Source organism: Variovorax pasteuri, assembly GCF_051216435.1.
Taxonomy (GTDB): Bacteria; Pseudomonadota; Gammaproteobacteria; order Burkholderiales; family Burkholderiaceae_C; genus Variovorax.
In genome coordinates this window covers 733189-754577 of record NZ_JBPJZS010000002.1, presented here as the reverse complement: position 1 = coordinate 754577, position 21389 = coordinate 733189, and the positions used below count along the sequence as shown (strand labels likewise).

Genomic DNA, 21389 nt, shown 5'->3' with positions numbered 1-21389 from the left:
CCGCATGCGCGCCATTAGAACCCGGCCGCGCAGAGCGGTGCTTTCCGCTTTTTCTATGGTCAGTCGGGGCTGCTGCGCCGGCCCAGGAAGCCCGCGCCGCCCGACACCAGGGCGCCCAGCAGCAGAACGATCACGCCCGCCCAGGCGGCATGGCTCACGCCCTTGGCCGCCGCGTCGCCGGCTTCGCGGGCCTTCTGCTCGGCCTGCTGCTTGAAGGCGTTGTACTTGGCGACCGCCTGGTTGAAGGTCTGCTCGTAGTTGTTCGCCACCTGCTCGGCTTCGGCGCGGCTCTTGCCGGTGCGCGCGGCAATGATGTTCACCAGCGCGTCCTTGTCGGCCGCGTCCAGGCCGGGCTGCGCCTTCTGGCGCAGGCGCTCGAAGAAGGCCGCGAGATCGTCCGCCGAGGTCTGCGGCGTGGTGGCCGCGTCAGCGGCGCTCGCCTTGCCGTCGCTGGCCGCCGCACGGGCGTCGGCCTTCAGCTTGTCGGGGTCGAGCGCGGGCTTGCCGGTCTGGCGCAGCAGGGTTTCGAGCTGGGCGCGGGCGTCAGACAGGTCGAAGTTGATGCCGTTCTTCTGCAGCTGGTCTTTCACGCCGGACGCCAGCGTGGGTGCGGCGGCCGCCACGCCCTGGCCGGCGAGCGACAGGCCGGTGCCCGCCACGCCGGAGGCCGCGCCGATGACGCCGCCTGCCAGCGATGAAATGGCGTAGACCGTGACCAGCGTGGTCACCGCCCAGCACAGCACGCCGTGCAGGATGCCCTTGCCCGGCGCCGAGCGGCCGGCGAAGAAGGCGCCCACGGCCAGCGCGATGAGCGTGGACGCGCCGACCCACAGGCCGGTGCCCGTGCCGAAGCCGGCGAGCGGGTTGCGTTCGCCCAGCGCGTCGATGGCGCCGGAGCCCACGGCCGTGCCGAGCACGCCCAGGAACAGGTAGGTGGCGAGTGCGAGGAACAGGCCGACGAAGACGGCGCCCCAGGAGACGCGCGACGGCCAAGGGCGCAGCCTTTCGGCCGTCAGGAGGGTGGTGGTGTTCATGTTGTTGCTTCCCTGAATGTTCAATGGGACGGCGCGCTCAGCGCCGGGACCACAGCGAGCCGGCAATGAAGCTCACGGCCGCCACCGCCGCCAGCGTGGCGACGGGACTGGTGCGCGCCGCGCTGCGCAGCTGGGCCAGCACTTCGCCGTAGCCTTGCTGCGTGCGCCCGGCAACCTGGCGTGCCTTGCCTTCGATCTGCGTGCCGACATTGCCCGTGGCGCCGCCCACGGCGTCCTGGATCTTTCCTGCGATGTTCTGCATCGCGCCTTCGGTTCGTTCGAACATGGTGTTGTTTTCCTTGATTCAGTGGGGGAGGGTGCGATGCGCGGTCACTTCGACGGGCGCACCTTGTCGGCCAGGTCCTTGGCGGCCTGCTGGGCCTTGCCTGCGCCTTCCTGCACCTTGCCCTCGACCTTTTCCGTGGCGCCTTCGGCCTCGAGCTTGTCGTTGCCCGTGACCTTGCCGAGCGCTTCCTTCACGGAGCCCTTGACCTGCTTGAGCGTGCCTTCGACGGTGTTCTTGTTCATGGCGTATTCCTTTCGAAAAATGCCCAGGCGAAGCTGCCTGGTGAAAGGAATGTTAGGTTTGCGCCGCGCCTCGAAACAGCTGCGTATGCACCAGATGGCCTAGTGCATTTGCTCCAGAAGACGGGGCAAATTCAGGGGTGCTCAACGCCTGCGTAGGAGGCGGCGCCGCGTGGAGGTCAGCCGGCGCGCTTGGCCGGCGGATGCAGCGCGCCATGCACGTGGCCCGCATGCTGCGCGAAGGCTTCGGGCGCGACCGCCGCCGTGTCCAGCTCCTGCAGGATGCCGCAGTTGTTCGCCGACGCCGGCCCGCCGCACTGCAGGCGCAGCGCCTTCAGTTGCTTCTCGAGCATCTTCAGTTCCGCGATGCGCGCGGCCACGTGGCCGATGTGGTCGTCCAGCAGCTGGTTGACCTGGCCGCAGTCTTCCTGCGGCGCATCACGGAATTTCAGCAGGCTGCGGATCTCGTCGAGCGTCATGTCCAGCGAGCGGCAGCGGCGGATGAAGCCCAGGCGCTGGGCATGGTCTTCGTCGTAGATGCGGTAGTTGCCGTCGGTGCGCGCGGGCTCGGGCAGCAATTGCTCGCGCTCGTAGTACCGGATGGTTTCGACCGGCGTGTTCGCGACCTTGGCCAGTTCCCCGATTTTCATGATGCGGCAAATGAACGAATGGAAAAGAGCGTTTGACTCTACACCTGCTTCAGGGTTTCCAATCGGTTGCATGACGAACGAGAACGCCTTGAAGCAGCCCGCGCCACATGCGCATTCACATGCCGACGACCACGGGCACGGCCACGGTCATGACCACGGTCACGGCCATGACCATGCGCCCACCCAAGCCCATGCGCACGCCCATTCGCATGCCGCCGACGCCTGCTGCGCCGGCAGCCACGGCCCGGTGCCGCTGGCGCCCGATGTGGCGGACGTGCCGAAAGGCGCCTTGCTCTTTCGCATCCCCACCATGGACTGCGCCGTCGAAGAGTCTGAAATCCGCCGCGCCCTCGAGCCCGTGGCGGGCGTCAAGGCGCTGCGCTTTCGCCTGGGCGAACGCACGATGGCCATCACCACCGACGACGGCGCGTTGCCCGAGGCGCTGGCCGCCATCCGCAAGGCCGGCTTCAAGCCCGAGCCATTGAACGCCGCGGGCGGCCCCGCATCGGGCACGCAGGCCGCCGCCGCGCCCGCGCAGATCGCGGGCATGAGCGTGGGCCTGGTACGCCTCATCGCCGCGCTGGTGCTGGCCGTGGCGGCCGAGTCGATCTCGTTCATGGGGTTCGAGGGCAAGGGTTTCATGGCCGCCGAGATGGTGCTGGCGCTCGGTGCCATCGGCCTGGCGGGCCTGGACACCTACAAGAAGGGCTTTGCCGCATTGGTGCGCGGCCGCCTGAACATCAATGCCCTGATGGCCGTGGCGGTGACCGGCGCGTTCGTCATCGGCCAGTGGCCCGAGGCCGCGATGGTGATGGCGCTGTACGCGATTGCCGAGCTCATCGAAGCCCGCGCCGTCGACCGCGCGCGCAACGCCATCCAGGGCCTGCTGGCGCTCGCGCCCGAGCAGGCCGAAGTGAAGCAGCCCGACGGCAGCTGGCAGTCCGTGATGGCCAATGCCGTCGCGCTGGACGCCGTGGCCCGCATCCGCCCCGGCGAGCGTGTGCCGCTGGACGGCGTTGTCACCGCGGGCACGAGCGCCATCGACCAGGCGCCGGTCACGGGCGAGAGCATTCCGGTCGACAAGACCGTGGGCGACCCGGTGTTCGCGGGCACCATCAACCAGACCGGCGCGCTGGAGTTCCGCGTGACGGCGGTGGCGGCCAACACCACGCTCGCGCGCATCATCCATGCGGTGGAGGAAGCGCAAGGCTCGCGCGCGCCGACGCAACGCTTCGTCGATCGCTTCGCCGCCGTCTACACGCCCACGGTGTTCGTGATGGCGCTGGCCGTGGCCGTGTTCACGCCGCTGTTCATGGACTGGACGTGGCTGCAGGCGCTCTACAAGGCGCTGGTGCTGCTGGTCATCGCATGCCCGTGCGCGCTGGTCATCTCCACGCCCGTCACCGTGGTGAGCGCGCTGGCCTCAGCCGCGCGGCGCGGCATTCTCATCAAGGGCGGCACCTACCTCGAGGAGGCGCGCAAGCTCAAGGCGATCGCGCTCGACAAGACCGGCACCATCACCGAAGGAAAGCCCAAGCTGGTGGCCTCGTCGCTGCTCGATGCCTCGGCCAACGAGGCGGTGGTGTTCGCAACGGCCGCGAGCATCGCGGGCCGCTCGGACCACCCGGTGTCCAAGGCCATCGCCGACGGGCTGAAGGGGCCGCGCGAGAAAGCGGGCGAGGCGGCGCTTGAAGAGGCGGGCGACTTCACCGCGCTGCCCGGGCGGGGCGTGCAGGCCACGGTAGCGGGCCAGGCCTATGTGCTGGGCAACCACCGCCTGATCGAAGAGCGCGGGCTGTGTTCGCCCGAACTCGAGGCCGAGCTCCAGCGCCATGAAGAGGCCGGGCGCACCGTCACGCTGCTGGCGTCCGACAAGGCCGTGCTCGCGCTGTTCGCCGTGGCCGACACCATCAAGGAATCGTCCCAGGCCGCAGTGGCCGAGCTGCGCGCGCTGGGCGTGGTGCCCGTCATGCTCACCGGCGACAACGCCGCCACCGCGAAGAGCATCGGCGCGCATGCCGGCATCGAGGACGTGCGCGGCAACCTGCTGCCGGAAGAAAAGCTGGCCGCCATCAAGGCCCTGCAGCAGCGCTACGGCGCCGTTGCGATGACCGGCGACGGCATCAACGACGCCCCCGCGCTTGCGCAGGCGGACATCGGCTTTGCCATGGGCGGCGCCGGCACCGACACCGCCATGGAAGCGGCCGACGTGGTCATCATGAACGACGACCTGCGCCGCATTCCCGAGACCATCCGCCTGTCGCGCCGCGCGCATGCGGTGCTGTGGCAGAACATTTCGCTGGCGCTGGGCATCAAGGCGGTGTTCTTCGTGCTGGCCGTGTTCGGCAGCGCGAGCATGTGGATGGCCGTGTTCGCGGACATGGGCGCGAGCCTGCTGGTGGTGGCGAACGGGCTGCGGCTGATGCGCGCGGCATGCTGAGCTTCAGCTGCTCGCAGGCCCGGCCGTGGACAGCGTCGGATTGAAGATCAGCAGGCCCGCGCCCATGACCAGCACCAGCGCCACCGTCAGCAGCCAGACCGAGATGGCCAGCGCCCGCCCGCGGCCGATGCCCAGCCGCGAACGGAACCATGCGGTCTCTACACCCAGGTACCAGGCCGTCGCCACCAGCACGACGACACCCGCCGCCACGCCCGAGACGTGCTGCCCGAAGAGGGTGGCCGCCGAGCAGGCCACCATGAAGGGTGTTGCCAGGAAGCACTGCAGGTAGAACGGCCGGCGCAGCGTCGTGCGGTCGATGGCGCGCTTCTGCCTGCCCAGCAGGCCCACCGCCATCGACATGGGGAAGATGCTGAACGCAATGGCGCGGAAGATCAGCAGGTTGGTTTCGGAGGCGAGCACCTGGCTGGCCAGCGGCGTCGGCTTGCCGATGCTGGCCAGCTGGGTGTGCAGGCCCACCTCGACCATGTGCATCAGCAGCACCGACAGCATCAGGAACAGCGGCGGGCTCACGAGATCGGTGAACTGCTCTTCGTCGGGCTCGCTCAGTTCGGCTTCGGCCTTTGCTGCCAGGGCCAGCGGGTGCCGCAGGACGCGCCAGAACGTCCTGGGATAGAAGAGCAGCCACGTCATCACTTCATACAGAAGCTCTTCGACGGAGCGGATGAACTTGAGGAACTCCATGGCGGGTGCGGGCCATCATGCCATTGCATCCCCCGGCCTGGCGAGCCTCTGGCGCCGCGAACCGGGTTCGAACTAACATTGCGGACACTTTTGTCAACGAAGCGATCCGATCCATGTCCGCCACCTCGCTGCTGCTGCAACTCATCGTGATCCTCACCACCGCGCGCGTCTGCGGCTGGGTGCTTCGCTACGTGGGCCAACCCAGTGTCGTGGGCGAAATGGCGGCGGGGCTGATGCTGGGCCCGGTCGTCATGGGCGCGCTGTTTCCTTCGCTGCATGCGCAGCTGTTCTCCAAGGAGTCGCTGCAGGGGCTCTCGTCGCTGTCCACGCTGGGGCTGGTGCTGTTCATGTTCGTGGTCGGCCTGGAGCTGCGGGCGTCGCAGGGCGTGCGCGAGCAGTTGCGCTCTGCCGGCTACGTGGGCGTGTTGAGCACCGTGGTGCCGGCCGCGCTGGGCATTGCCATCGCGCCCGCGCTGCATCCCTCGCTGGCGCCGGCCGGCGTGGGCTTCTGGCCTTTCGCGCTGTTCATCGCGGCGGCGCTGTCGATCACCGCGTTCCCGGTGATGGCGCGCATCCTGAAGGACCGCGGCATGACGCGCACTTCCTTTGGCCAGCTGTCGCTCGGCGCGGCCGCGGTGGTCGACGTGTTCGCCTGGATCCTGCTGGCCTTCGTGGTGGCGATGGTCGGCGCGGGCGAGGGCTTCCACGGCCTGCTGAAGACCACGCTGGGCATGGTGGTGGTGCTCTGCGTGCTGTTCCTGGCCGTCAAGCCGGCCTTCGCCTGGCTGCTGCGCACCAAGGCGCCCGAGGGCGAGCCGTCGATCACGCTGATGGCCGCGCTGATGATCGGCCTGCTGGCCACCGCGCTGGTCACCGAGTGGCTGCACCTGCATGCCGTGTTCGGCGCCTTCCTGTTCGGCGCCTGCCTGCCGCGCGACGACCGGTTGCTGAAGTCGCTGACCGAGCGCATCGAGCCGATCTCGATCGTGGTGCTGATGCCGCTGTTCTTCGCGCTGGCGGGGCTGGGCACCACGTCCAGCGCGTTCTCGGGTGCGGGCTTCGGCGCCATGATGCTCATCCTGGGCGTGGCCGCCTTCGGCAAGATTGCCGGCGGCGCCATCGGCGCGCGCATGGCCGGCTACGGCTGGCGCGACAGCCTGGCCACCGGCTCGCTGATGAACGCGCGCGGGCTGATGGAGCTCATCGTCATGAAGATCGGGCTGGACGCCGGCCTCATCGGCCCCGAGCTGTTCACGATGCTGCTGGTGATGGCGCTGGTGACCACCGCGATGACCGGGCCGCTGATCAACCTGTTCATCGGCCGCAAGGCGAGCGTGCCGGCCGGCACTGCAGAGGTCGGCGCGGCGGCCAAGTCCTGACGACGGGCTTGCCGCCGGGGCGGCTCAGTCCCCGCGCCGCACCGTGAACCCGATGCGCGTCTCGCCGCCCTGGCTCGACGCGAACACGCGCCCGCCGTGCATGCGCGCAATGGCTTCCACGATCGACAGGCCCAGGCCGTGGTGCCGGGTGGAGCCGTCGCGGGCGTGCGCGGCGCGGTAGAAGCGCTCGAACAGGCGGGGCAGGGCTGCCGGGTCGATCGGCTCGCCCTGGTTGACCACGGCCACGGAGAACTCGTTCGCGTTGTGTTCCCCGATCTCGATGCGCAAGGTCGAGGCCGGCGCGGCAAAGCGGATCGCGTTGCCCAGCAGGTTGAACAGGGCGCGCCGGATCAGCGCGGCGTCCACGTCGGCCGTGGCGTCGCCCCGCACCTCGGCGCGCAGGCCGGCTTCTTCCAGCATGGCGTCGTAGAAGTCGATCACGTCGGCGGCCTGCACGGCCAGCTGCGTGGCCGCCCGCTTGCGCATCGCCCCGCCGCGCTCGGCCTGCGACAGGAACAGCATGTCGGTGACGATGCCCGACAGCCGTCCGATTTCCTCGAGGTTGGACGCCAGCACCGTCTGCAGCTCCTCGTTGCTGCGCGGGCGGGTGAGCGCCAGCTCGGTCGAGCCGATCAGGTTGGCCAGCGGCGTGCGCAGCTCGTGCGCCACGTCGGCGTTGAAGGACTCCAACTGCACATAGGCCCGCTGCACCCGCAGCAGCAGCGCGTTGAACTGCGTGATCCACGGGCGAAGCTCTTCGGCGAAGGCCATGGCGTCGATGGGTTGGTTGGCCTTGTCGGGCGCCATGGCCGCGGTGCGGTCGGCCAGCGCCTTCAGCGGGCGCAGGCCGCGCCGCACCAGCCACATGCCCGTGAGCGAGACCAGCGCGGTGCCCAGCACCACGGCGCCCAGCAGCGTCCACGCCAGGCGCCGCAGCAGCCGCGCCTCCTGCTCCATGTTCACGCCAAGCTGTACGGACAGCTGCAGGGTCGTGCCGCCCTGCGTCCAGGGCACCTCCAGGTCGCGCCGCATCCAGTGGGCGCCCGGCGCGGGGGCGGACTGGAAGAGCTCGCGGCCTGCGTGCGAGATGCGCAGCGACACGTCGTCCTGCATCGAGAAGAAGTCGTCCAGCTTGTGCCGCAGGAACACCAGGTCGCCGCCTTTTTCAGCCTCCTGCAGCAGGTGCTGTACCAGCACGGCCTTCTGGCTGATCTCGTCTTCCTGCTTCTGCCCGAAACTCCAGGCCGTGACCATGTACACCGCCAGGCAGACCACGCTCAGGCCGAACAGGGTCTGCGCGGCGAACCAGAGCGACAGCCGGCGCTGCAGCGAGAGCCGTTGCGGCCGCGGGCTCATGCCCAGGAGCGGTCTTCCAGCACGTAGCCCATGCCGCGCACCGTGTGCAGCAGCTTCACGTCGAACGGGTCGTCCAGCTTGCTGCGCAGGCGGCGGATGGCGACTTCCACCACGTTGGTGTCGCTGTCGAAGTTCATGTCCCACACCTGCTCGGCGAGCGTGGTGCGCGAGAGGATCTGGCCGCGCCGGCGCAGCAGCACGACGAGCAGCGTGAACTCCTTGGCCGTGAGCTCCAGGCGTGTGCGGTTGCGTGCGCATTTGCGGCTGATGAGGTCGACCTCGAGGTCGGCCAGCCGGAGATGGGTCGATTCCTGCGGCTTGCCGCGCCGCAGCAGCGCCTGCACGCGGGCCAGCAGCTCTGAAAACGAAAAGGGTTTGACGAGGTAGTCGTCCGCGCCTTGCTGCAGCCCCTGCACGCGGTCTTCAACCTTGTCGCGCGCGGTGAGCACCAGCACCGGAACGTTCTTCGTGCGGCGTATGGCCTGCAGCACGCCGAAGCCGTCGATGCCGGGAAGCATCACGTCGAGCAGGACAAGGGCGTAGTCGCCCTCCGTCGCAAGGTACTTTCCTTCGATGCCATCGCGCGCGATATCCACCACGTAGCCGTTCTCTTCGAGTCCCTTCTTGAGGTAATCGCCGAGTTTGGGCTCATCTTCAATGACAAGAATTCGCATCGTTAGATGGTAACGAAGCGCTTTCGCTACGCCGGTTACGATTTAGTAATCCTATTGACGGACAAACGCTCCCCTTGGCGTCATACATTGCGCCGGGCCTGCGGATAGCAGGGGCTTTGACGCAGGACGCGCCGAAGGCCGCCGATATACTTTTTGCCTCCATGCGCCGCTGGCTCCTCATCTTCCTGCTTGCTCTCTTGCCGCTGCAGCTCAGCTGGGCCGCGGCATCGGCGTACTGCCAGCACGAGCGCGACAAGCAGCCCGAGCACTGGGGCCACCACGACAGCGAAGGCCGCGACACCGACCGCAGCCACAGCGGCGAGGGTGCGCAGAAAAATTCGAGCACGCAGCCCAATGCCGTGGTCGGCGACTGCGCGGTCTGCCATGCAGGCTGGGCACAGCATGCCGACGCCTCGACCGAGCCGGCGCTGGCCGCGGCCCGCATCGCGCAGGCGCCCCGCATGACGCCCGCCGAGCGCTTCGCCTCGCACATCGCCGACGTTCCCGTGCGGCCCGACTGGTCTCTCGCCCTCTGATTCGGCGAGAGAACCCACCCACCTTCTGATCTTCATCATCAGCTGAGCCTTTCTCGCCGAATTCGTCCGTCCGTTGTTTTGCAACCCAGGAGAATTCGATGCGCACGCTCTTCGTGCCGCTGGCCGTCTTGGCCTTGGCGGCGCCCCCGGTTTTTTCGCAGGTCGTGCAGACCTCGGCCGGCTCCCCTTACTCGTCCTCCCGTGCGGCCACGCGCACGCTGGAGCCCTCCGGCCCGCTGAATCTGCAGGCCGCGCTCGCGATGGCGCTGCAGGCCAACCCGGGCCTGTACGCCGCATCGCGCGAGCAGGACGCGACCGAGGCCGCCATCGTGCAGGCCGGCGCCTGGCCCAACCCCACGCTCGACGCGCAGGTGGAAGACCTGCGCCGCGACAACCGCACCACCACGCTGATGCTGAACCAGCCCCTCGAACTGGGCGGCAAGCGCGCGGCGCGGGTGACGGCGGCCGAGCGCGCGCGCGACCAGGCCGCGTCGGCGCTGGACGCGCGCCGCGCCGAGATTCGCGCGGCCACCGTCACTGCCTTCTTCGAGGTGCTGACCGCGCAGGAGCGGCTGCGCCTTGCGCAGGATTCGGTGGGCCTTGCGCAGTCGGGCACCCGCGCGGCCGCCAACCGCGTGGCCGCCGGCAAGGTCTCGCCGCTGGAAGAAACCAGGGCGCGCGTGGCCGAGGCGGGCATTCGCGTCGAGTTGCTGCAGGCCGAAGGCACGCTGCGCTCGGCGCGCCAGCAACTGGCCGCGCTGTGGGGCAACGCGGCCCCGCGCTTCACGCAGGTGGACGGCGCGGTCGACCAGCTGCCGGCCATGGCGCCGGCACAGGACATGCAAAGCCTGCTGGCCGCCGCGCCCGTGGTGCGGCAGGCGCGGCTCGAGGTCGAACGGCGCCGGGCGCTGTCCGAGCTGGAGCAGGCCAAACGCATGCCCGACGTGACCGTGTCGCTCGGTGCCAAGCGCGTGCCGTCTTCCGAAGGCGAGACGGGCGGCGGGCGGCGCAACCAGGTGGTGGTGGGGCTGTCGATTCCGCTGCCGATCTTCGACACCAACCGCGGCAACGTGGCCGAGGCGCTGAGCCGCGAGGAGAAGGCGCGCGACGAACTGGCCGCTGCCGAGCTGCAGCTGGGCACCGACGTGGCCCAGGCCACCGAGCGCCTGAACTCCGCGCGCGCCACCGCCCAGACGCTGCAGCGTGACGCGCTGCCCGGCGCCGAGACCGCCTACAAGGCCGCGACCAAGGGCTTCGAACTCGGCAAGTTCAGCTTCCTGGAGGCGCTGGACGCGCAACGCACGCTGTTCCAGGTGCGCGCGCAGTACCTGCTGGCGCTGGCCGACGCGCACCGCGCGGCCGGCGACCTCGACCGGCTGCTGGGCCGCCACGGCGACGACGCCGCCCTTGCACTCCCGCTCGCGACGCCCGTCGCGCGCTGAACCCCAAATTCCACACACCATGAACGCACAAGAACGCAAACCAGTGGCCGAGCGCATCGGCAAGAAGCAGTGGATCGCCATCGCAGTGGTCCTCGCCGTGGGGCTAGGCGCCGGCGCGATGATTCTGCGCACCTCGCCCGCCAAGCCCGAGGCGGCCGGCCACGCCGAAGCGGCCGGGCACGGCGACGGCGAGCACCACGAAGAGGGCGAGGCCCACGGCAAGGAGGCCGGCAAGGAAACGACCAAGGAAGCGGACAAGGACCACGACCACGACCACGGCGAGGCCGCAGGCCATGCCGACAAGGAGCACCACGCCGAGGGCAAGAAACCCGAGGGTGGCGCACCGGGCAAGGCTGCCGCCGCGCCTGGCAAGGAGGGCGGCGAGGACAAGGAACACAAGGAACACAAGGCACACGAGGAAGGCGAAGAAAAGATCGCCTTCACCGACGCGCAGGTCAAGGCCGCCGACATCGCCATCGCAAGCGCCGGCCCCGCGCGCATCAAGCTCGCGCTGCAGCTGCCCGGCGAGATCAAGTTCAACGAAGACCGCACGGCCCACGTGGTGCCGCGCGTGGCGGGCGTGGTCGAGGGCGTGTCGGCCGACCTGGGGCAGGAGGTCAAGCGAGGCCAGGTGCTGGCCGTGCTGTCGAGCCCTTCGCTGTCGGAGCAGCGCAGCGCGCTGCAGACGGCGCAGCGCCGGCTGGCGCTGGCCCGCACCACCTACGAGCGCGAGAAGAAGCTGTGGGAAGAAAAGATCTCCCCGCAGCAGGACTACCTGCAGGCCGAGCAGGCCATGCAGGAGGCCCGGATCGAGGTGGCCAACGCCAACCAGAAGCTGCTGGCGCTGGGCGCCACCCCGGGCTCGGCCGCGCTCGGTCGCTACGAGTTGCGCGCGCCCTTCGACGGCATGGTGGTCGAGAAGCACATCGCGCTGGGCGAGTCGGTGAAGGAAGACGTCAACGTGTTCACCATTTCCGACCTGTCGAGCGTGTGGGCCGAGATCAGCGTGGCCGCCGGCAACCTGAACCTGGTGCGCATCGGCGAGCCGGTGACCATTCGCGCCAGTGCCTTCGACCAGACGGCCGCCGGCAAGGTGTCTTACGTGGGCTCGCTCATCGGCGCGCAGACGCGCACCGCCACCGCGCGCGTCACGCTGACCAACCCGCAGCGCATCTGGCGCCCGGGCCTGTTCGTGAACGTTGAGCTGGTGGCCTCGGAGACCGACGCGCCCGTGACCGTGTCGGCCGAAGCGATTCAAACGGTGGAAGACAAGCCCACGGTGTTCCTGCGCGTGCCCGGCGGCTTCGTGCCGCAGCACGTGCAGACGGGGCGCAGCGACGGCAAGCGCGTGGAGATCGTCGGCGGCCTGACGCCCGGCGCTGCCTATGCCGCGAGCGGCAGCTTCGTCGTGAAGTCGCAGCAGGGCAAGAGCTCGGCCACGCACACGCACTGAGGACGCCGCATGTTCGAACGCATCATCGGTTTTTCCATTGCGCAGCGCTGGTTCGTGCTGCTCGCCGTGCTCGGCATGGCGGCGCTGGGCGTGTTCAGCTACCAGAAGCTCCCCATCGACGCGGTGCCCGACATCACCAACGTGCAGGTGCAGATCAACACCGCCACGCCCGGCTACTCCCCCCTGGAGACCGAGCAGCGCGTGACCTACCCGATCGAGACCGTCATGGCCGGGCTGCCCGGCCTGCAGCAGACGCGCTCGCTGTCGCGCTACGGCCTGTCGCAGGTGACGGTGATCTTCAAGGACGGCACCGACATCTACTTCGCGCGCCAGCTCGTGAACGAGCGCATCCAGTCGGCGCGCGAGAGCATGCCCAGCGGCATCTCGCCGGTGATCGGGCCCATCTCGACCGGCCTGGGCGAGATCTACCTCTGGACCGTGGAGGCGGAAGAGGGCGCGAAGAAGGCCGACGGCCAGCCGTATTCGCCGACGGACCTGCGCGAGATCCAGGACTGGATCATCAAGCCGCAGCTGCGCAACGTGGCCGGCGTGACCGAGATCAACTCCATCGGCGGCTACGCCAAGGAGTTCCAGATCGCGCCCGACCCGGCCAAGCTGCTGGCCCACGGCCTGAGCATGACCGACCTGGTCACCGCGCTGGAGCGCAACAACGCCAACGTGGGCGCGGGCTACATCGAGAAGCGCGGCGAGCAGTACCTCATTCGCGCGCCTGGGCAGGTGAAGTCGGCCGAAGACATCGGCAACGTCATTCTTGGCAACGCGGGCGGCATTCCGCTGCGCGTGCAGGACGTGGCCGAGGTCGGCATCGGGCAGGAGCTGCGCACGGGCGCGGCCACCGACAACGGCCGCGAGGTGGTGCTGGGCACGGTGTTCATGCTGATCGGCGAGAACAGCCGCACCGTGTCGCAGGCGGTCGACAGGAAGATGCAGGAGGTCAACCGCACGTTGCCCGCGGGCGTGAAGGCGGTCACCGTGTACGACCGCACGGTGCTGGTCGACAAGGCCATCGCCACCGTGAAGAAGAACCTGTTCGAGGGCGCGGTGCTGGTCATTGCCGTGCTGTTCCTGTTCCTGGGCAACATCCGCGCGGCGCTGATCACTGCGCTGGTGATTCCGCTGTCGATGCTGTTCACCTTCACCGGCATGGTGAACCAGAAGGTCAGCGCCAACCTCATGAGCCTGGGGGCGCTGGACTTCGGCATCATCGTCGACGGGGCGGTGGTGATCGTGGAGAACTGCGTGCGGCGCCTGGCCCATGCGCAGGCGAAGCACGGGCGGCCGCTCACGCGCAGCGAGCGCTTCCACGAGGTGTTCGCAGCCTCGCAGGAGGCGCGGCGCCCGCTGCTGTTCGGCCAGCTGATCATCATGATCGTGTACCTGCCGATCTTTGCGCTCACGGGCGTGGAGGGCAAGCTGTTCCACCCGATGGCCTTCACCGTGGTGATTGCGCTGCTGGGCGCAATGATCTTGTCGATCACCTTCATTCCCGCGGCCGTGGCGCTGTTCATCGGCAACAAGGTCAGCGAGAAGGAAAACCGCTTGATGCTGTGGGCCAAGCGCGGCTACGAGCCGCTGCTGGCGCGCGTGATGCAAGCCAAGGCGCTGGTCATCACCGTGGCCGCGGTGGCCGTGGTGCTGTCGGGCCTGCTGGCCACGCGCCTGGGCACGGAGTTCGTGCCCAGCCTGAGCGAGGGCGACTTCGCCATCCAGGCGCTGCGCATTCCGGGCACCAGCCTCACGCAGTCGGTCCAGATGCAGAAGCAGCTGGAAAGCACGCTGAAGGCGAAGTTTCCGGAAATCGAGCGCGTGTTCGCGCGCACCGGCACGGCCGAGATCGCGTCCGACCCGATGCCGCCGAACATCTCCGACGGCTACATCATGCTCAAGCCCGAGAGCGAGTGGCCCGCGGTCGACGGCGCGTCACGACGCACGCGCGCCGAGCTGCTCGCCGCCGTGCAGGAAGAAGTGGAAAAGCTGCCGGGCAACAACTACGAGTTCTCGCAGCCCATCCAGCTGCGCTTCAACGAGCTGATCTCGGGCGTGCGCAGCGACGTGGCCGTGAAGATCTTCGGCGACGACATGGACGTGCTCAACCAGACGGCGGCCGAGGTGTCGCAGGCGCTCGGCAAGATCCCCGGCGCGGCCGAGGTGAAGGTCGAGCAGACCACCGGCCTGCCGATGCTCACCGTGAACATCGACCGCCAGAAGACCGCGCGCTACGGCCTGAACGTGGGTGACGTGCAGGACGCGATTTCCATCGCGGTGGGCGGGCGCGAGGCCGGCACGCTGTTCGACGGCGACCGGCGCTTCGACATCATCGTGCGGCTGCCGGAAAACCTGCGCACCGACCTGGAAGCCATCAAGCGGCTGCCCGTGGCGCTGCCCAAGGGCGCCGGCACCGAGGGCCTGCGCACCAGCTTCATTCCGCTGGGCGAGGTGGCCACGCTCGACATTGCGCCCGGCCCCAACCAGGTGAGCCGCGAAGACGGCAAGCGCCGCATCGTGGTGAGCGCCAACGTGCGCGGGCGCGACCTGGGTTCCTTCGTGGCCGAGGCCGAGGAAGCCATGCGCAACGTGAAGATCCCCGCCGGCTACTGGACGGTATGGGGCGGCCAGTACGAGAACCTGGCGTCGGCCACCGAGCGGCTGCAGGTGGTGGTGCCGGTGTCGCTGCTGCTGGTGCTCACGCTGCTGTTCGCGATGTTCGGCAACCTCAAGGACGGCCTGCTGGTGTTCACCGGCATCCCGTTCGCGCTCACGGGCGGCATCGTGGCGCTGTGGCTGCGCGACATTCCGCTGTCCATTTCGGCGGCGGTGGGCTTCATCGCGCTGTCGGGCGTGGCGGTGCTCAACGGGCTGGTGATGATCTCGTTCATCCGCAACCTGCGCGACAACGGCCTAGCGCTGGACGCGGCCATCCGAGAAGGCGCGCTCACGCGGCTGCGGCCGGTGCTGATGACGGCGCTGGTCGCCTCGCTGGGCTTCGTGCCGATGGCCATCGCCACCGGCACGGGCGCCGAGGTGCAGCGGCCGCTGGCCACGGTGGTGATCGGCGGTATCCTTTCCTCGACTGCGCTCACGCTGCTGGTGCTGCCGCTGCTCTACCGCATGGCGCACCGGCGCGACGAGGACGAGGTGCGGCAGGAAGCGGACGAAACGCAGCACGGCACGCCGCTGGCACCCGCTACACCCCCCACACCCGCCACGCAAGGTTCACATGGCCCATGACCATTCCCAGGCCCACGGCCATTCGCATGGCGCGGGCGGCAACGAGAAGGCGCTGCGCTGGGCGCTGCTGCTGACCACCACCTACCTGGTGATCGAGGTGGCGGGCGGGTTGTGGTCCGGCAGCCTGGCGTTGCTCTCCGACGCGGCCCACATGTTCACCGACACGGCGGCGCTGGCCATTTCGCTGGCGGCCATCCGCATCGGCCGCCGGCCGGCCGACCGGCGGCGCACCTTCGGGTACTACCGCTTCGAGATCCTGGCGGCGATGCTCAATGCCGTGCTGCTGTTCGCGGTGGCGATGTATGTGCTGTACGAGGCCTGGCGACGGCTCTCGTCGCCGGCCGAGATCGCGTCGGGCACCATGCTCTGGGTGGCCGTGGGCGGGCTGGCCGTCAACTTCGCGAGCATGCGCATCCTGGCGGCGGGCAAGGACGACAGCCTCAACGTGAAGGGCGCGTACCTGGAAGTGTGGGCCGACATGCTGGGCTCGGTCGGCGTGATCGTGGGTGCGCTGGTGATCCGCTTCACGGGCTGGGCGTGGGTCGACTCGGTGGTCGCGGTGGCCATCGGGCTGTGGGTGCTGCCGCGCACGTGGCGACTGCTGCGCGAGAGCCTGAACGTGCTGCTGGAAGGCGTGCCCGACGACGTGGACCTGCCCGCCGTCGAGCGCGCGCTGCTCGGCGGCGAGGGCGTGGCCAGCGTGCACGACCTGCACGTGTGGGCCCTGTCGAGCGGCAAGGTGAGCCTCAGCGTGCACGTGGTGTGCACGCCGGGCACGGCCGACCTGGCGCCGCTGACGTTGAGATTGCGCGCGTTGCTGGCGGAGCGCTTCGACATCCACCATTCCACCGTGCAGGTCGAGCGCGTGTCCTGCGAGCAGGCCGCCGAGAGCCATGGCTTCGGGCCGGCGCCGGCCTGAGCCCGCGGCAAGCCGCGTTCAGACGTCAGACCTGCCCGCGCGCCTTGAGCAGGGCCCAGCGCTCGGGCGCGATGGCGGCCTTCATGGCTTTCAGCGGATCGATCTCGCCGGTGTTGTCCGCGCGGGCGACGACGAAATCGTCGGTCGTGTTCAGCATGGCGTGCGCGGCGGGCGCGTTGAAATGCGCCGCGAGGTTCTTCAGCACGCGCATTGCCGAGGCCGTGCTTTGCCGCAGCGCCATGAACTGGCCGTGCAGCAGGCAGGCTTCCTTCAGCGCCGCGTCGTCGAGCCAGCGCTCGTGCGTGTCGCCTTGCACCGCGCGAATTTCGTCGGGCGCCCAGAGGTGGTAGCTGACCTCTTCTCCGGTCTCCAGCACGCGGCGCCGGGTCGACTCGAGGCCCCACACCAGGAACGGCGGCCACGCGGCCTCGAAGTCTTCCTGCGTGTAGCAGATGAGCAGGCAGTAGATCTTTTCGTCCGAGTGGATCTGCGCGAGGGCGCGCGCAATCTCGTCCCGCAGCAAGGCCTCGACCTTGGCGGCCACGCTCGCGAGCGTCTCGCCCTTGCGCGGGCGGCGGTAGCTCAGGCGGCTTTCGCCACTGGGGGTGCCGTCGTCGCCGAGGTACTCGAGCGTGATGGTGTCGAGTTGCGCGGCCTCTGTGTAGCGGTAGACGTCCTGGCAGAGCCAGGTCTTGCGGGTCTGGGCCCAGTTGGAGGTGACGGCGCGTTCGAGCCGGCCGTTCTTCCCGTTTTCCCCGTTCTCCCAGACGTAGCGCGTGTCGAAGCCCTCGTGGCCGCGGCTGATGTGCTGCGAGCCGAGCAGGCCGTCGGGGCGGTAGCGGTACTGGGTGACCGTGGCGAGCCGGGGCGCGCCTTCTTCGTACACGTCCAGGTCCAGGGCGGTGCGCCGGTCGGCTTCGTGCAGCCATGCGGTGACGCGGCCACGGCTTTGGCACTGCAGCACCAGGCGGCCCTCGGCGTCGAAGCCGTGGTGCATGTGGCGCTCGGGGTCGGCCTTGTCATCGGCCAGCCATCGGGGCGCGGGCCCGCCGTAGTTCTCGCGCATGAAGGGCGTGGCTTCGCCCATCGACTCGGTGGCCCAGCGCCAAGACACGGCCTGCGCCGCGCAGTCCGCCAGCAGCCGGCTGGCGTTGGCAATGTCCGAATAGGTGCGGTAGACCGCCGCCAGCATCGTTCGATGCGCCTTCAGCGGTTTTGGCGGATGGCCGATTTGGGCCGGAAGGCCTTGCAGACCGTGTCGTCCGTCTCGAGGTATGGCCCGCCGATCAGGTCGATGCAGTAGGGCACTGCCGCGAAGATGCCGGGCACGAGCTGGGTGCCGTCGGCGTCCTTCAGGCCTTCGAGCGTCTCCGCAATCGCCTTGGGCTGGCCGGGCAGGTTGAGGATCAGGCTCTGGCCGCGAATCACCGCCACCTGGCGCGACAGGATCGCGGTGGGCACGAAGCGCAGGCTGATCTGGCGCATCTGCTCGCCGAAGCCGGGCATTTCCTTGTCGCCCACGGCCAGCGTGGCCTCGGGCGTCACGTCGCGCAGGGCGGGGCCGGTGCCACCGGTGGTGAGCACCAGCGAGCAGCCGGCGTCGACCAGCTCGACCAGCGTGGCACTGATGCGCGCGGCCTCGTCGGGGATCAGCCGGGGCTCGAATTCGATCGGGTTCTTCAGTGCGCGGCCTAGCCATTCCTTCAGCGCAGGCAGGCCCTTGTCTTCGTAGGTGCCACTGGAGGCGCGGTCGCTGACCGAGACGATGCCGATGCGAACGGCGTCGGGTGCGCTCATGGTGTTGCTCCTTCCGCCTCTGGGGGAAGGTGGGGATGGGGGCGGGCTTTTGGTGAGGCGCTGCGCATTCGCAAAGGCCGTCGTGCCCCCACCCCGGCCCTCCCCCAGCGGGGGAGGGAGAAAGACCGCGGACTCATGCGTCCTCTTCCCGGTCCTGTGCCGCTGCCGCCGCGGCATGGTCGTCGCCGCCGTGCACGGCCAGTTGCTGGCGGATCAACTGGAAGATCTCGCGGTAGGCCTTGCCCTGCCGCGGCGCTTCGCCGGCCGGGCCGGTCTTCATGTCCTTGCGGGCCTGGCGCACCAGGGCGCGCAGTTGCTGCGAATCGGTGGCGGGGTGCGTTTCGATCCAGCCGCCGAGGGCGTCGTCGTCGGCGATCAGGCGGTCGCGCCAGCGTTCGGCCTCGTGCAGGGCGGCGGCCTCGGCGGCCGGCACGGTGTTCTGCTCGGTCAGGGCGAGCTTGACGGCTTCCAGCGTGGGCTCGTCGAGCTTGCGCATCAGCTTGCCGATGAACTGCATCTGCCGGCGCTTGCCCTCGAAATTGGTGATGCGCTTGGCTTCGATGACGGCATCGACGAGCTTCTCGCCGAGCGGCAGCGCATCGAACAGGGCCGCGCGCAGGCCGAGCAGTTCCTCGCCGAGCTTTTGCAGTTCGTCGCTTTCGCGCTTGAGATCGGTGCGGCTGGATTCGTCGGTGCCCTTGAGCTCGCGCTTGAGCTCCAGGTCGAGTTCGCTGCCTTCGGCGACGAACTGGCCACGGACGAAATAGCCTTTTTTGGGTTTGCGGGACATGAGATGGATTCTGGGCCGCACCGTGCGGCGTTGCAACGCATGCAACGCATGCAACGCATGCAATGCGTGCAATGGGCAGTGGGAAGCTGGGGGGTAAACGTGAAACAGGGGGCGCAAGTATCATAGCCACCACATGACGACACCATCTTCGCGCGCCGATTCCGGCTTCGCCTACAGCCGCTCCTTCTTCGAAAACCTGGTCGACACAGCCTTGGCGCATGCCAAGAAGCTCGGTGCCACCGACGCCGGGGCCGAGGCCTCCGAGGGCTGCGGCCTGAGCGTGTCGGTTCGCAAGGGCGAGCTGGAAAACGTCGAGCGCAACCGCGACAAGTCGCTGGGCGTCACGGTCTATGTGGGTCACCGACGCGGCAACGCCAGCACCTCCGACTTCTCCGAAGCCGCCATCCAGCAGACCGTGCAGGCGGCCTACGACATTGCCCGGTTCACCGCCGAAGACCCGGTGAGCGGCCTGCCCGACGAGGCCGACATCGCCAAGGAACACCCCGAGCTCGACCTGTTCCACCCCTGGGACGTGACCAGCGAGCAGGCCGCCAAGCTGGCGCTGGAGTGCGAAGAAGCGGCGCTGTCGACCGACAAGCGCATCACCAACAGCGAAGGCGCGGGTGTGTCGGCCCAGCAGAGCCATTTCTTCAGCGCCCACACGCACGGCTTTCGTGGCGGCTATGCGAGCTCGCGGCACTCCATTTCGGTGGCGCCCATCGCCGGCAAGGGCGACGGCATGCAGCGCGACGCCTGGTACAGCTCCATGCGCGCGGCCGACGAGCTTGCCAGCCCGCAGGCGGTGGGCCGCTACGCCGCCGAGCGGGCGCTCAGCCGCCTGAAGTCGCGCAAGATCAAGACCACCGAATGCCCGGTGCTGTTCGAGTCGCCGCTGGCCGTAGGCCTGCTGGGCGGGCTGGTGCAGGCCGTGAGCGGCGGGGCGCTGTACCGCAAGAGCACCTTCCTGCTCGACTCGCTGGGCAAGCCGGTGCTGCCCAAGCACATCGACATCGCAGAAGACCCGCATGTGATGCGCGGCAAGGGCAGCTCGCCCTTCGACGACGAAGGCGTGATCACCCGGGCGCGCAAGGTGGTCGATGCAGGCCGCCTCGAAGGCTACTTTCTCTCGACCTATTCGGCCCGCAAGCTGGGCATGAAGACCACCGGCAACGCCGGCGGCTCGCACAACCTGACGCTGAGCTCGCGCCTGACGAAGCACGGCGACGACCTCGACGCCATGCTTGCCAAGCTGGGCACCGGCCTGTTCGTGATCGAGCTGATGGGCCAGGGCGTGAACTACGTGACCGGCGACTACTCGCGCGGCGCGAGCGGTTTCTGGGTCGAGAAGGGCCGCATCGCCTTCCCGGTGGAAGAAATCACCATCGCCGGCAACCTGAAGGACATGCTCATGGGCATCGAAGCCATCGGGGCGGACGCCTACACCTTCGGCGCCAAGACCACGGGTTCGATCCTGGTCAACCGGATGAAGATCGCCGGCAGCTGAGCCGGCCGATCTGGCGAGGTCGCCGGGCTCGCGCTAAGGGGCTTCCGGCGCGCCCAGCAAGTGCTGCAGCATGCGCTGCGCATTGAGCGGCAGCTCTTGCGACGTGCGCACGCACGCCAGCAAGGTGCGCTCCGCCCAGGCGTCGGCCAGCGAGGCGCGTGCGATCTTCATCGTGCGGGCGCAACGCGCGGCCGCGGTTTGCGGCACGATGCCCACGCCGATGCCTTGCTCGACCATGCGGCACACCGCCTCGAAGTTGCGCACGCGCACGCGGTAGGACAGGTGCCGCCCCAGGGAGCGCGCATGCGTGGTGACCAACTGCTGCAGTGCGCTGTCGGCGGGCAGACCGATGAATTCGCTGTCGACCACGTCGGCCAGTTTCACGCGCCGTCGCCCGGCCAGCGCATGACCGCGCGGCATCACGAGGACGAGGTCGTCGCGCCGGAACGGATGGCATTCGAGGCCCTGCGTGTCGATGGCGTCCGAGACGATGCCGATGTCGCACAGCCCCGCGCGCAGGGCCTCGACGGTGTCGGGGCTGGGGCGTTCCTCGAGGTCGATCGACACGCGCGGGTGCTGCGCCAGGAAGCGCGCGAGCACCTCGGGCAGGTGCTCGGTCAGCGCCGAGGTGCCGCACATGAAGCGCACATGGCCCTTGAGGCCCTGGCCGTACTCGCCGAGTTCGCCGCGCAGGCGCTCCATCTGCTGCAGCACGACGCGCGCATGGTGCAGCAGCGTGCGGCCGGCCTCGGTGGGGCGCACGCCTTGCGCGTGGCGGGTGAGCAGCGGGGTGCCCAGCGCGTCTTCCATGCCGCGCACGCGCTGGCTGGCGGAGGCCAGCGTCATGTGCGAACGCCCGGCGCCGCCGGTGAGGCTGCCGGCTTCGGCGACGTTCAGGAAGAGCCGCAGGTCGGTGAGGTCGAATCGCATGGTTCGCCG

19 protein-coding genes are annotated in these 21389 nt (G+C 69.0%); 8 read left to right on the top strand and 11 right to left on the bottom strand.

The genetic code is table 11. The features are described from left to right. Positions 1 to 59: 59 nt before the first annotated feature. The 4 genes from ACSFBM_RS10645 to cadR all read right to left on the bottom strand — a co-directional run bounded on the left by ACSFBM_RS10645 (position 60) and on the right by cadR (position 2209). Positions 60 to 1034 carry a hypothetical protein gene (locus ACSFBM_RS10645; RefSeq protein WP_435436560.1) on the bottom strand — a complete coding sequence of 325 codons (975 nt, stop codon included), beginning with the start codon at positions 1032 to 1034 and terminating at the stop codon, positions 60 to 62. A gap of 37 nt (positions 1035 to 1071) precedes the next feature. Further along, positions 1072 to 1320: a CsbD family protein gene (locus ACSFBM_RS10640; RefSeq protein ID WP_435484297.1), complete on the bottom strand. Its 249-nt coding sequence runs from the start codon at positions 1318 to 1320 to the stop codon at positions 1072 to 1074. Between the two features lie 44 nt (positions 1321 to 1364). Further along, positions 1365 to 1562 (bottom strand): CsbD family protein, encoded by a 198-nt coding sequence (locus ACSFBM_RS10635; protein ID WP_435436562.1) that lies wholly within the window; start codon positions 1560 to 1562, stop codon positions 1365 to 1367. Positions 1563 to 1738: 176 nt separating this feature from the next. Continuing rightward, complete coding sequence (gene cadR / locus ACSFBM_RS10630; RefSeq protein ID WP_435484296.1) at positions 1739 to 2209, bottom strand: Cd(II)/Pb(II)-responsive transcriptional regulator; 471 nt, start codon at positions 2207 to 2209, stop codon at positions 1739 to 1741. Between the two features lie 70 nt (positions 2210 to 2279). On the opposite strand from cadR, the gene ACSFBM_RS10625 reads away from it, so the two are divergent. After that, on the top strand, positions 2280 to 4649 hold the full coding sequence (locus ACSFBM_RS10625) for a heavy metal translocating P-type ATPase (protein WP_435484295.1): 2370 nt from the start codon (positions 2280 to 2282) through the stop codon (positions 4647 to 4649). Between the two features lie 3 nt (positions 4650 to 4652). On the opposite strand, the gene ACSFBM_RS10620 is transcribed toward ACSFBM_RS10625, so the two are convergent. Continuing rightward, a complete protein-coding gene (locus ACSFBM_RS10620) occupies positions 4653 to 5351 on the bottom strand; it encodes a hypothetical protein (protein ID WP_435484294.1) in 699 nt (232 codons plus the stop codon). Positions 5352 to 5464: 113 nt separating this feature from the next. On the opposite strand from ACSFBM_RS10620, the gene ACSFBM_RS10615 reads away from it, so the two are divergent. Beyond that, entirely contained in the window at positions 5465 to 6730 is a 1266-nt protein-coding gene (locus tag ACSFBM_RS10615) for a cation:proton antiporter (protein ID WP_435436566.1), read from the top strand. Between the two features lie 24 nt (positions 6731 to 6754). Here the strand turns inward: ACSFBM_RS10615 and ACSFBM_RS10610 are convergent, their stop codons facing one another. After that, positions 6755 to 8086, bottom strand: a complete 1332-nt coding sequence (locus ACSFBM_RS10610; protein ID WP_435484293.1) for a heavy metal sensor histidine kinase — start codon at positions 8084 to 8086, stop codon at positions 6755 to 6757. Then, entirely contained in the window at positions 8083 to 8760 is a 678-nt protein-coding gene (locus tag ACSFBM_RS10605) for a heavy metal response regulator transcription factor (RefSeq protein ID WP_435436568.1), read from the bottom strand. The genes ACSFBM_RS10610 and ACSFBM_RS10605 overlap by 4 nt, the downstream gene beginning before the upstream one ends. Positions 8761 to 8921: 161 nt before the next feature. On the opposite strand from ACSFBM_RS10605, the gene czcI reads away from it, so the two are divergent. The 5 genes from czcI (at position 8922) to ACSFBM_RS10580 (ending at position 16359) form a co-directional block, all read left to right on the top strand. Further along, positions 8922 to 9296 carry a cation efflux protein, CzcI family gene (czcI, locus tag ACSFBM_RS10600; protein WP_435484292.1) on the top strand — a complete coding sequence of 125 codons (375 nt, stop codon included), beginning with the start codon at positions 8922 to 8924 and terminating at the stop codon, positions 9294 to 9296. 98 nt (positions 9297 to 9394) lie between these two features. Then, positions 9395 to 10738 carry a TolC family protein gene (locus ACSFBM_RS10595; RefSeq protein ID WP_435484291.1) on the top strand — a complete coding sequence of 448 codons (1344 nt, stop codon included), beginning with the start codon at positions 9395 to 9397 and terminating at the stop codon, positions 10736 to 10738. Between the two features lie 19 nt (positions 10739 to 10757). Next, on the top strand, positions 10758 to 12191 hold the full coding sequence (locus tag ACSFBM_RS10590; protein ID WP_435484290.1) for an efflux RND transporter periplasmic adaptor subunit: 1434 nt from the start codon (positions 10758 to 10760) through the stop codon (positions 12189 to 12191). Between the two features lie 9 nt (positions 12192 to 12200). Next, positions 12201 to 15440 (top strand): CusA/CzcA family heavy metal efflux RND transporter, encoded by a 3240-nt coding sequence (locus ACSFBM_RS10585; RefSeq protein WP_435484289.1) that lies wholly within the window; start codon positions 12201 to 12203, stop codon positions 15438 to 15440. After that, a complete protein-coding gene (locus tag ACSFBM_RS10580; protein ID WP_435484288.1) occupies positions 15430 to 16359 on the top strand; it encodes a cation diffusion facilitator family transporter in 930 nt (309 codons plus the stop codon). The genes ACSFBM_RS10585 and ACSFBM_RS10580 overlap by 11 nt, the downstream gene beginning before the upstream one ends. A 25-nt stretch (positions 16360 to 16384) precedes the next feature. Here ACSFBM_RS10580 and ACSFBM_RS10575 read toward each other — a convergent pair whose 3' ends face one another. The 3 genes from ACSFBM_RS10575 to yjgA all read right to left on the bottom strand — a co-directional run bounded on the left by ACSFBM_RS10575 (position 16385) and on the right by yjgA (position 18946). Then, positions 16385 to 17551 (bottom strand): hypothetical protein, encoded by a 1167-nt coding sequence (locus ACSFBM_RS10575; RefSeq protein WP_435484287.1) that lies wholly within the window; start codon positions 17549 to 17551, stop codon positions 16385 to 16387. Between the two features lie 14 nt (positions 17552 to 17565). Beyond that, entirely contained in the window at positions 17566 to 18156 is a 591-nt protein-coding gene (gene mog, locus ACSFBM_RS10570) for a molybdopterin adenylyltransferase (RefSeq protein ID WP_435484286.1), read from the bottom strand. A 133-nt stretch (positions 18157 to 18289) separates the two neighbouring features. Then, positions 18290 to 18946 carry a ribosome biogenesis factor YjgA gene (gene yjgA, locus ACSFBM_RS10565; protein ID WP_435436576.1) on the bottom strand — a complete coding sequence of 219 codons (657 nt, stop codon included), beginning with the start codon at positions 18944 to 18946 and terminating at the stop codon, positions 18290 to 18292. 133 nt (positions 18947 to 19079) lie between these two features. Here yjgA and pmbA point away from each other — a divergent pair, with 133 nt between their 5' ends. Beyond that, a complete protein-coding gene (gene pmbA / locus ACSFBM_RS10560; protein WP_435484285.1) occupies positions 19080 to 20450 on the top strand; it encodes a metalloprotease PmbA in 1371 nt (456 codons plus the stop codon). A 33-nt stretch (positions 20451 to 20483) separates the two neighbouring features. Here the strand turns inward: pmbA and ACSFBM_RS10555 are convergent, their stop codons facing one another. Further along, a complete protein-coding gene (locus ACSFBM_RS10555; RefSeq protein WP_435484284.1) occupies positions 20484 to 21380 on the bottom strand; it encodes a LysR substrate-binding domain-containing protein in 897 nt (298 codons plus the stop codon). Between the last annotated feature and the right edge of the window lie 9 nt (positions 21381 to 21389).

Coding starts and splice junctions, on each gene's coding strand:
- yjgA (WP_435436576.1), bottom strand. CDS start 18,946: ATGTCCCGCAAACCCAAAAAAGGCTATTTCGTCCGTGGCCAGTTCGTC.
- ACSFBM_RS10585 (WP_435484289.1), top strand. CDS start 12,201: ATGTTCGAACGCATCATCGGTTTTTCCATTGCGCAGCGCTGGTTCGTG.
- ACSFBM_RS10610 (WP_435484293.1), bottom strand. CDS start 8,086: ATGAGCCCGCGGCCGCAACGGCTCTCGCTGCAGCGCCGGCTGTCGCTC.
- czcI (WP_435484292.1), top strand. CDS start 8,922: ATGCGCCGCTGGCTCCTCATCTTCCTGCTTGCTCTCTTGCCGCTGCAG.
- ACSFBM_RS10580 (WP_435484288.1), top strand. CDS start 15,430: ATGGCCCATGACCATTCCCAGGCCCACGGCCATTCGCATGGCGCGGGC.
- ACSFBM_RS10605 (WP_435436568.1), bottom strand. CDS start 8,760: ATGCGAATTCTTGTCATTGAAGATGAGCCCAAACTCGGCGATTACCTC.
- mog (WP_435484286.1), bottom strand. CDS start 18,156: ATGAGCGCACCCGACGCCGTTCGCATCGGCATCGTCTCGGTCAGCGAC.
- ACSFBM_RS10645 (WP_435436560.1), bottom strand. CDS start 1,034: ATGAACACCACCACCCTCCTGACGGCCGAAAGGCTGCGCCCTTGGCCG.
- ACSFBM_RS10625 (WP_435484295.1), top strand. CDS start 2,280: ATGACGAACGAGAACGCCTTGAAGCAGCCCGCGCCACATGCGCATTCA.
- ACSFBM_RS10620 (WP_435484294.1), bottom strand. CDS start 5,351: ATGGAGTTCCTCAAGTTCATCCGCTCCGTCGAAGAGCTTCTGTATGAA.
- ACSFBM_RS10640 (WP_435484297.1), bottom strand. CDS start 1,320: ATGTTCGAACGAACCGAAGGCGCGATGCAGAACATCGCAGGAAAGATC.
- cadR (WP_435484296.1), bottom strand. CDS start 2,209: ATGAAAATCGGGGAACTGGCCAAGGTCGCGAACACGCCGGTCGAAACC.
- ACSFBM_RS10615 (WP_435436566.1), top strand. CDS start 5,465: ATGTCCGCCACCTCGCTGCTGCTGCAACTCATCGTGATCCTCACCACC.
- ACSFBM_RS10635 (WP_435436562.1), bottom strand. CDS start 1,562: ATGAACAAGAACACCGTCGAAGGCACGCTCAAGCAGGTCAAGGGCTCC.
- ACSFBM_RS10575 (WP_435484287.1), bottom strand. CDS start 17,551: ATGCTGGCGGCGGTCTACCGCACCTATTCGGACATTGCCAACGCCAGC.
- ACSFBM_RS10595 (WP_435484291.1), top strand. CDS start 9,395: ATGCGCACGCTCTTCGTGCCGCTGGCCGTCTTGGCCTTGGCGGCGCCC.
- pmbA (WP_435484285.1), top strand. CDS start 19,080: ATGACGACACCATCTTCGCGCGCCGATTCCGGCTTCGCCTACAGCCGC.
- ACSFBM_RS10555 (WP_435484284.1), bottom strand. CDS start 21,380: ATGCGATTCGACCTCACCGACCTGCGGCTCTTCCTGAACGTCGCCGAA.
- ACSFBM_RS10590 (WP_435484290.1), top strand. CDS start 10,758: ATGAACGCACAAGAACGCAAACCAGTGGCCGAGCGCATCGGCAAGAAG.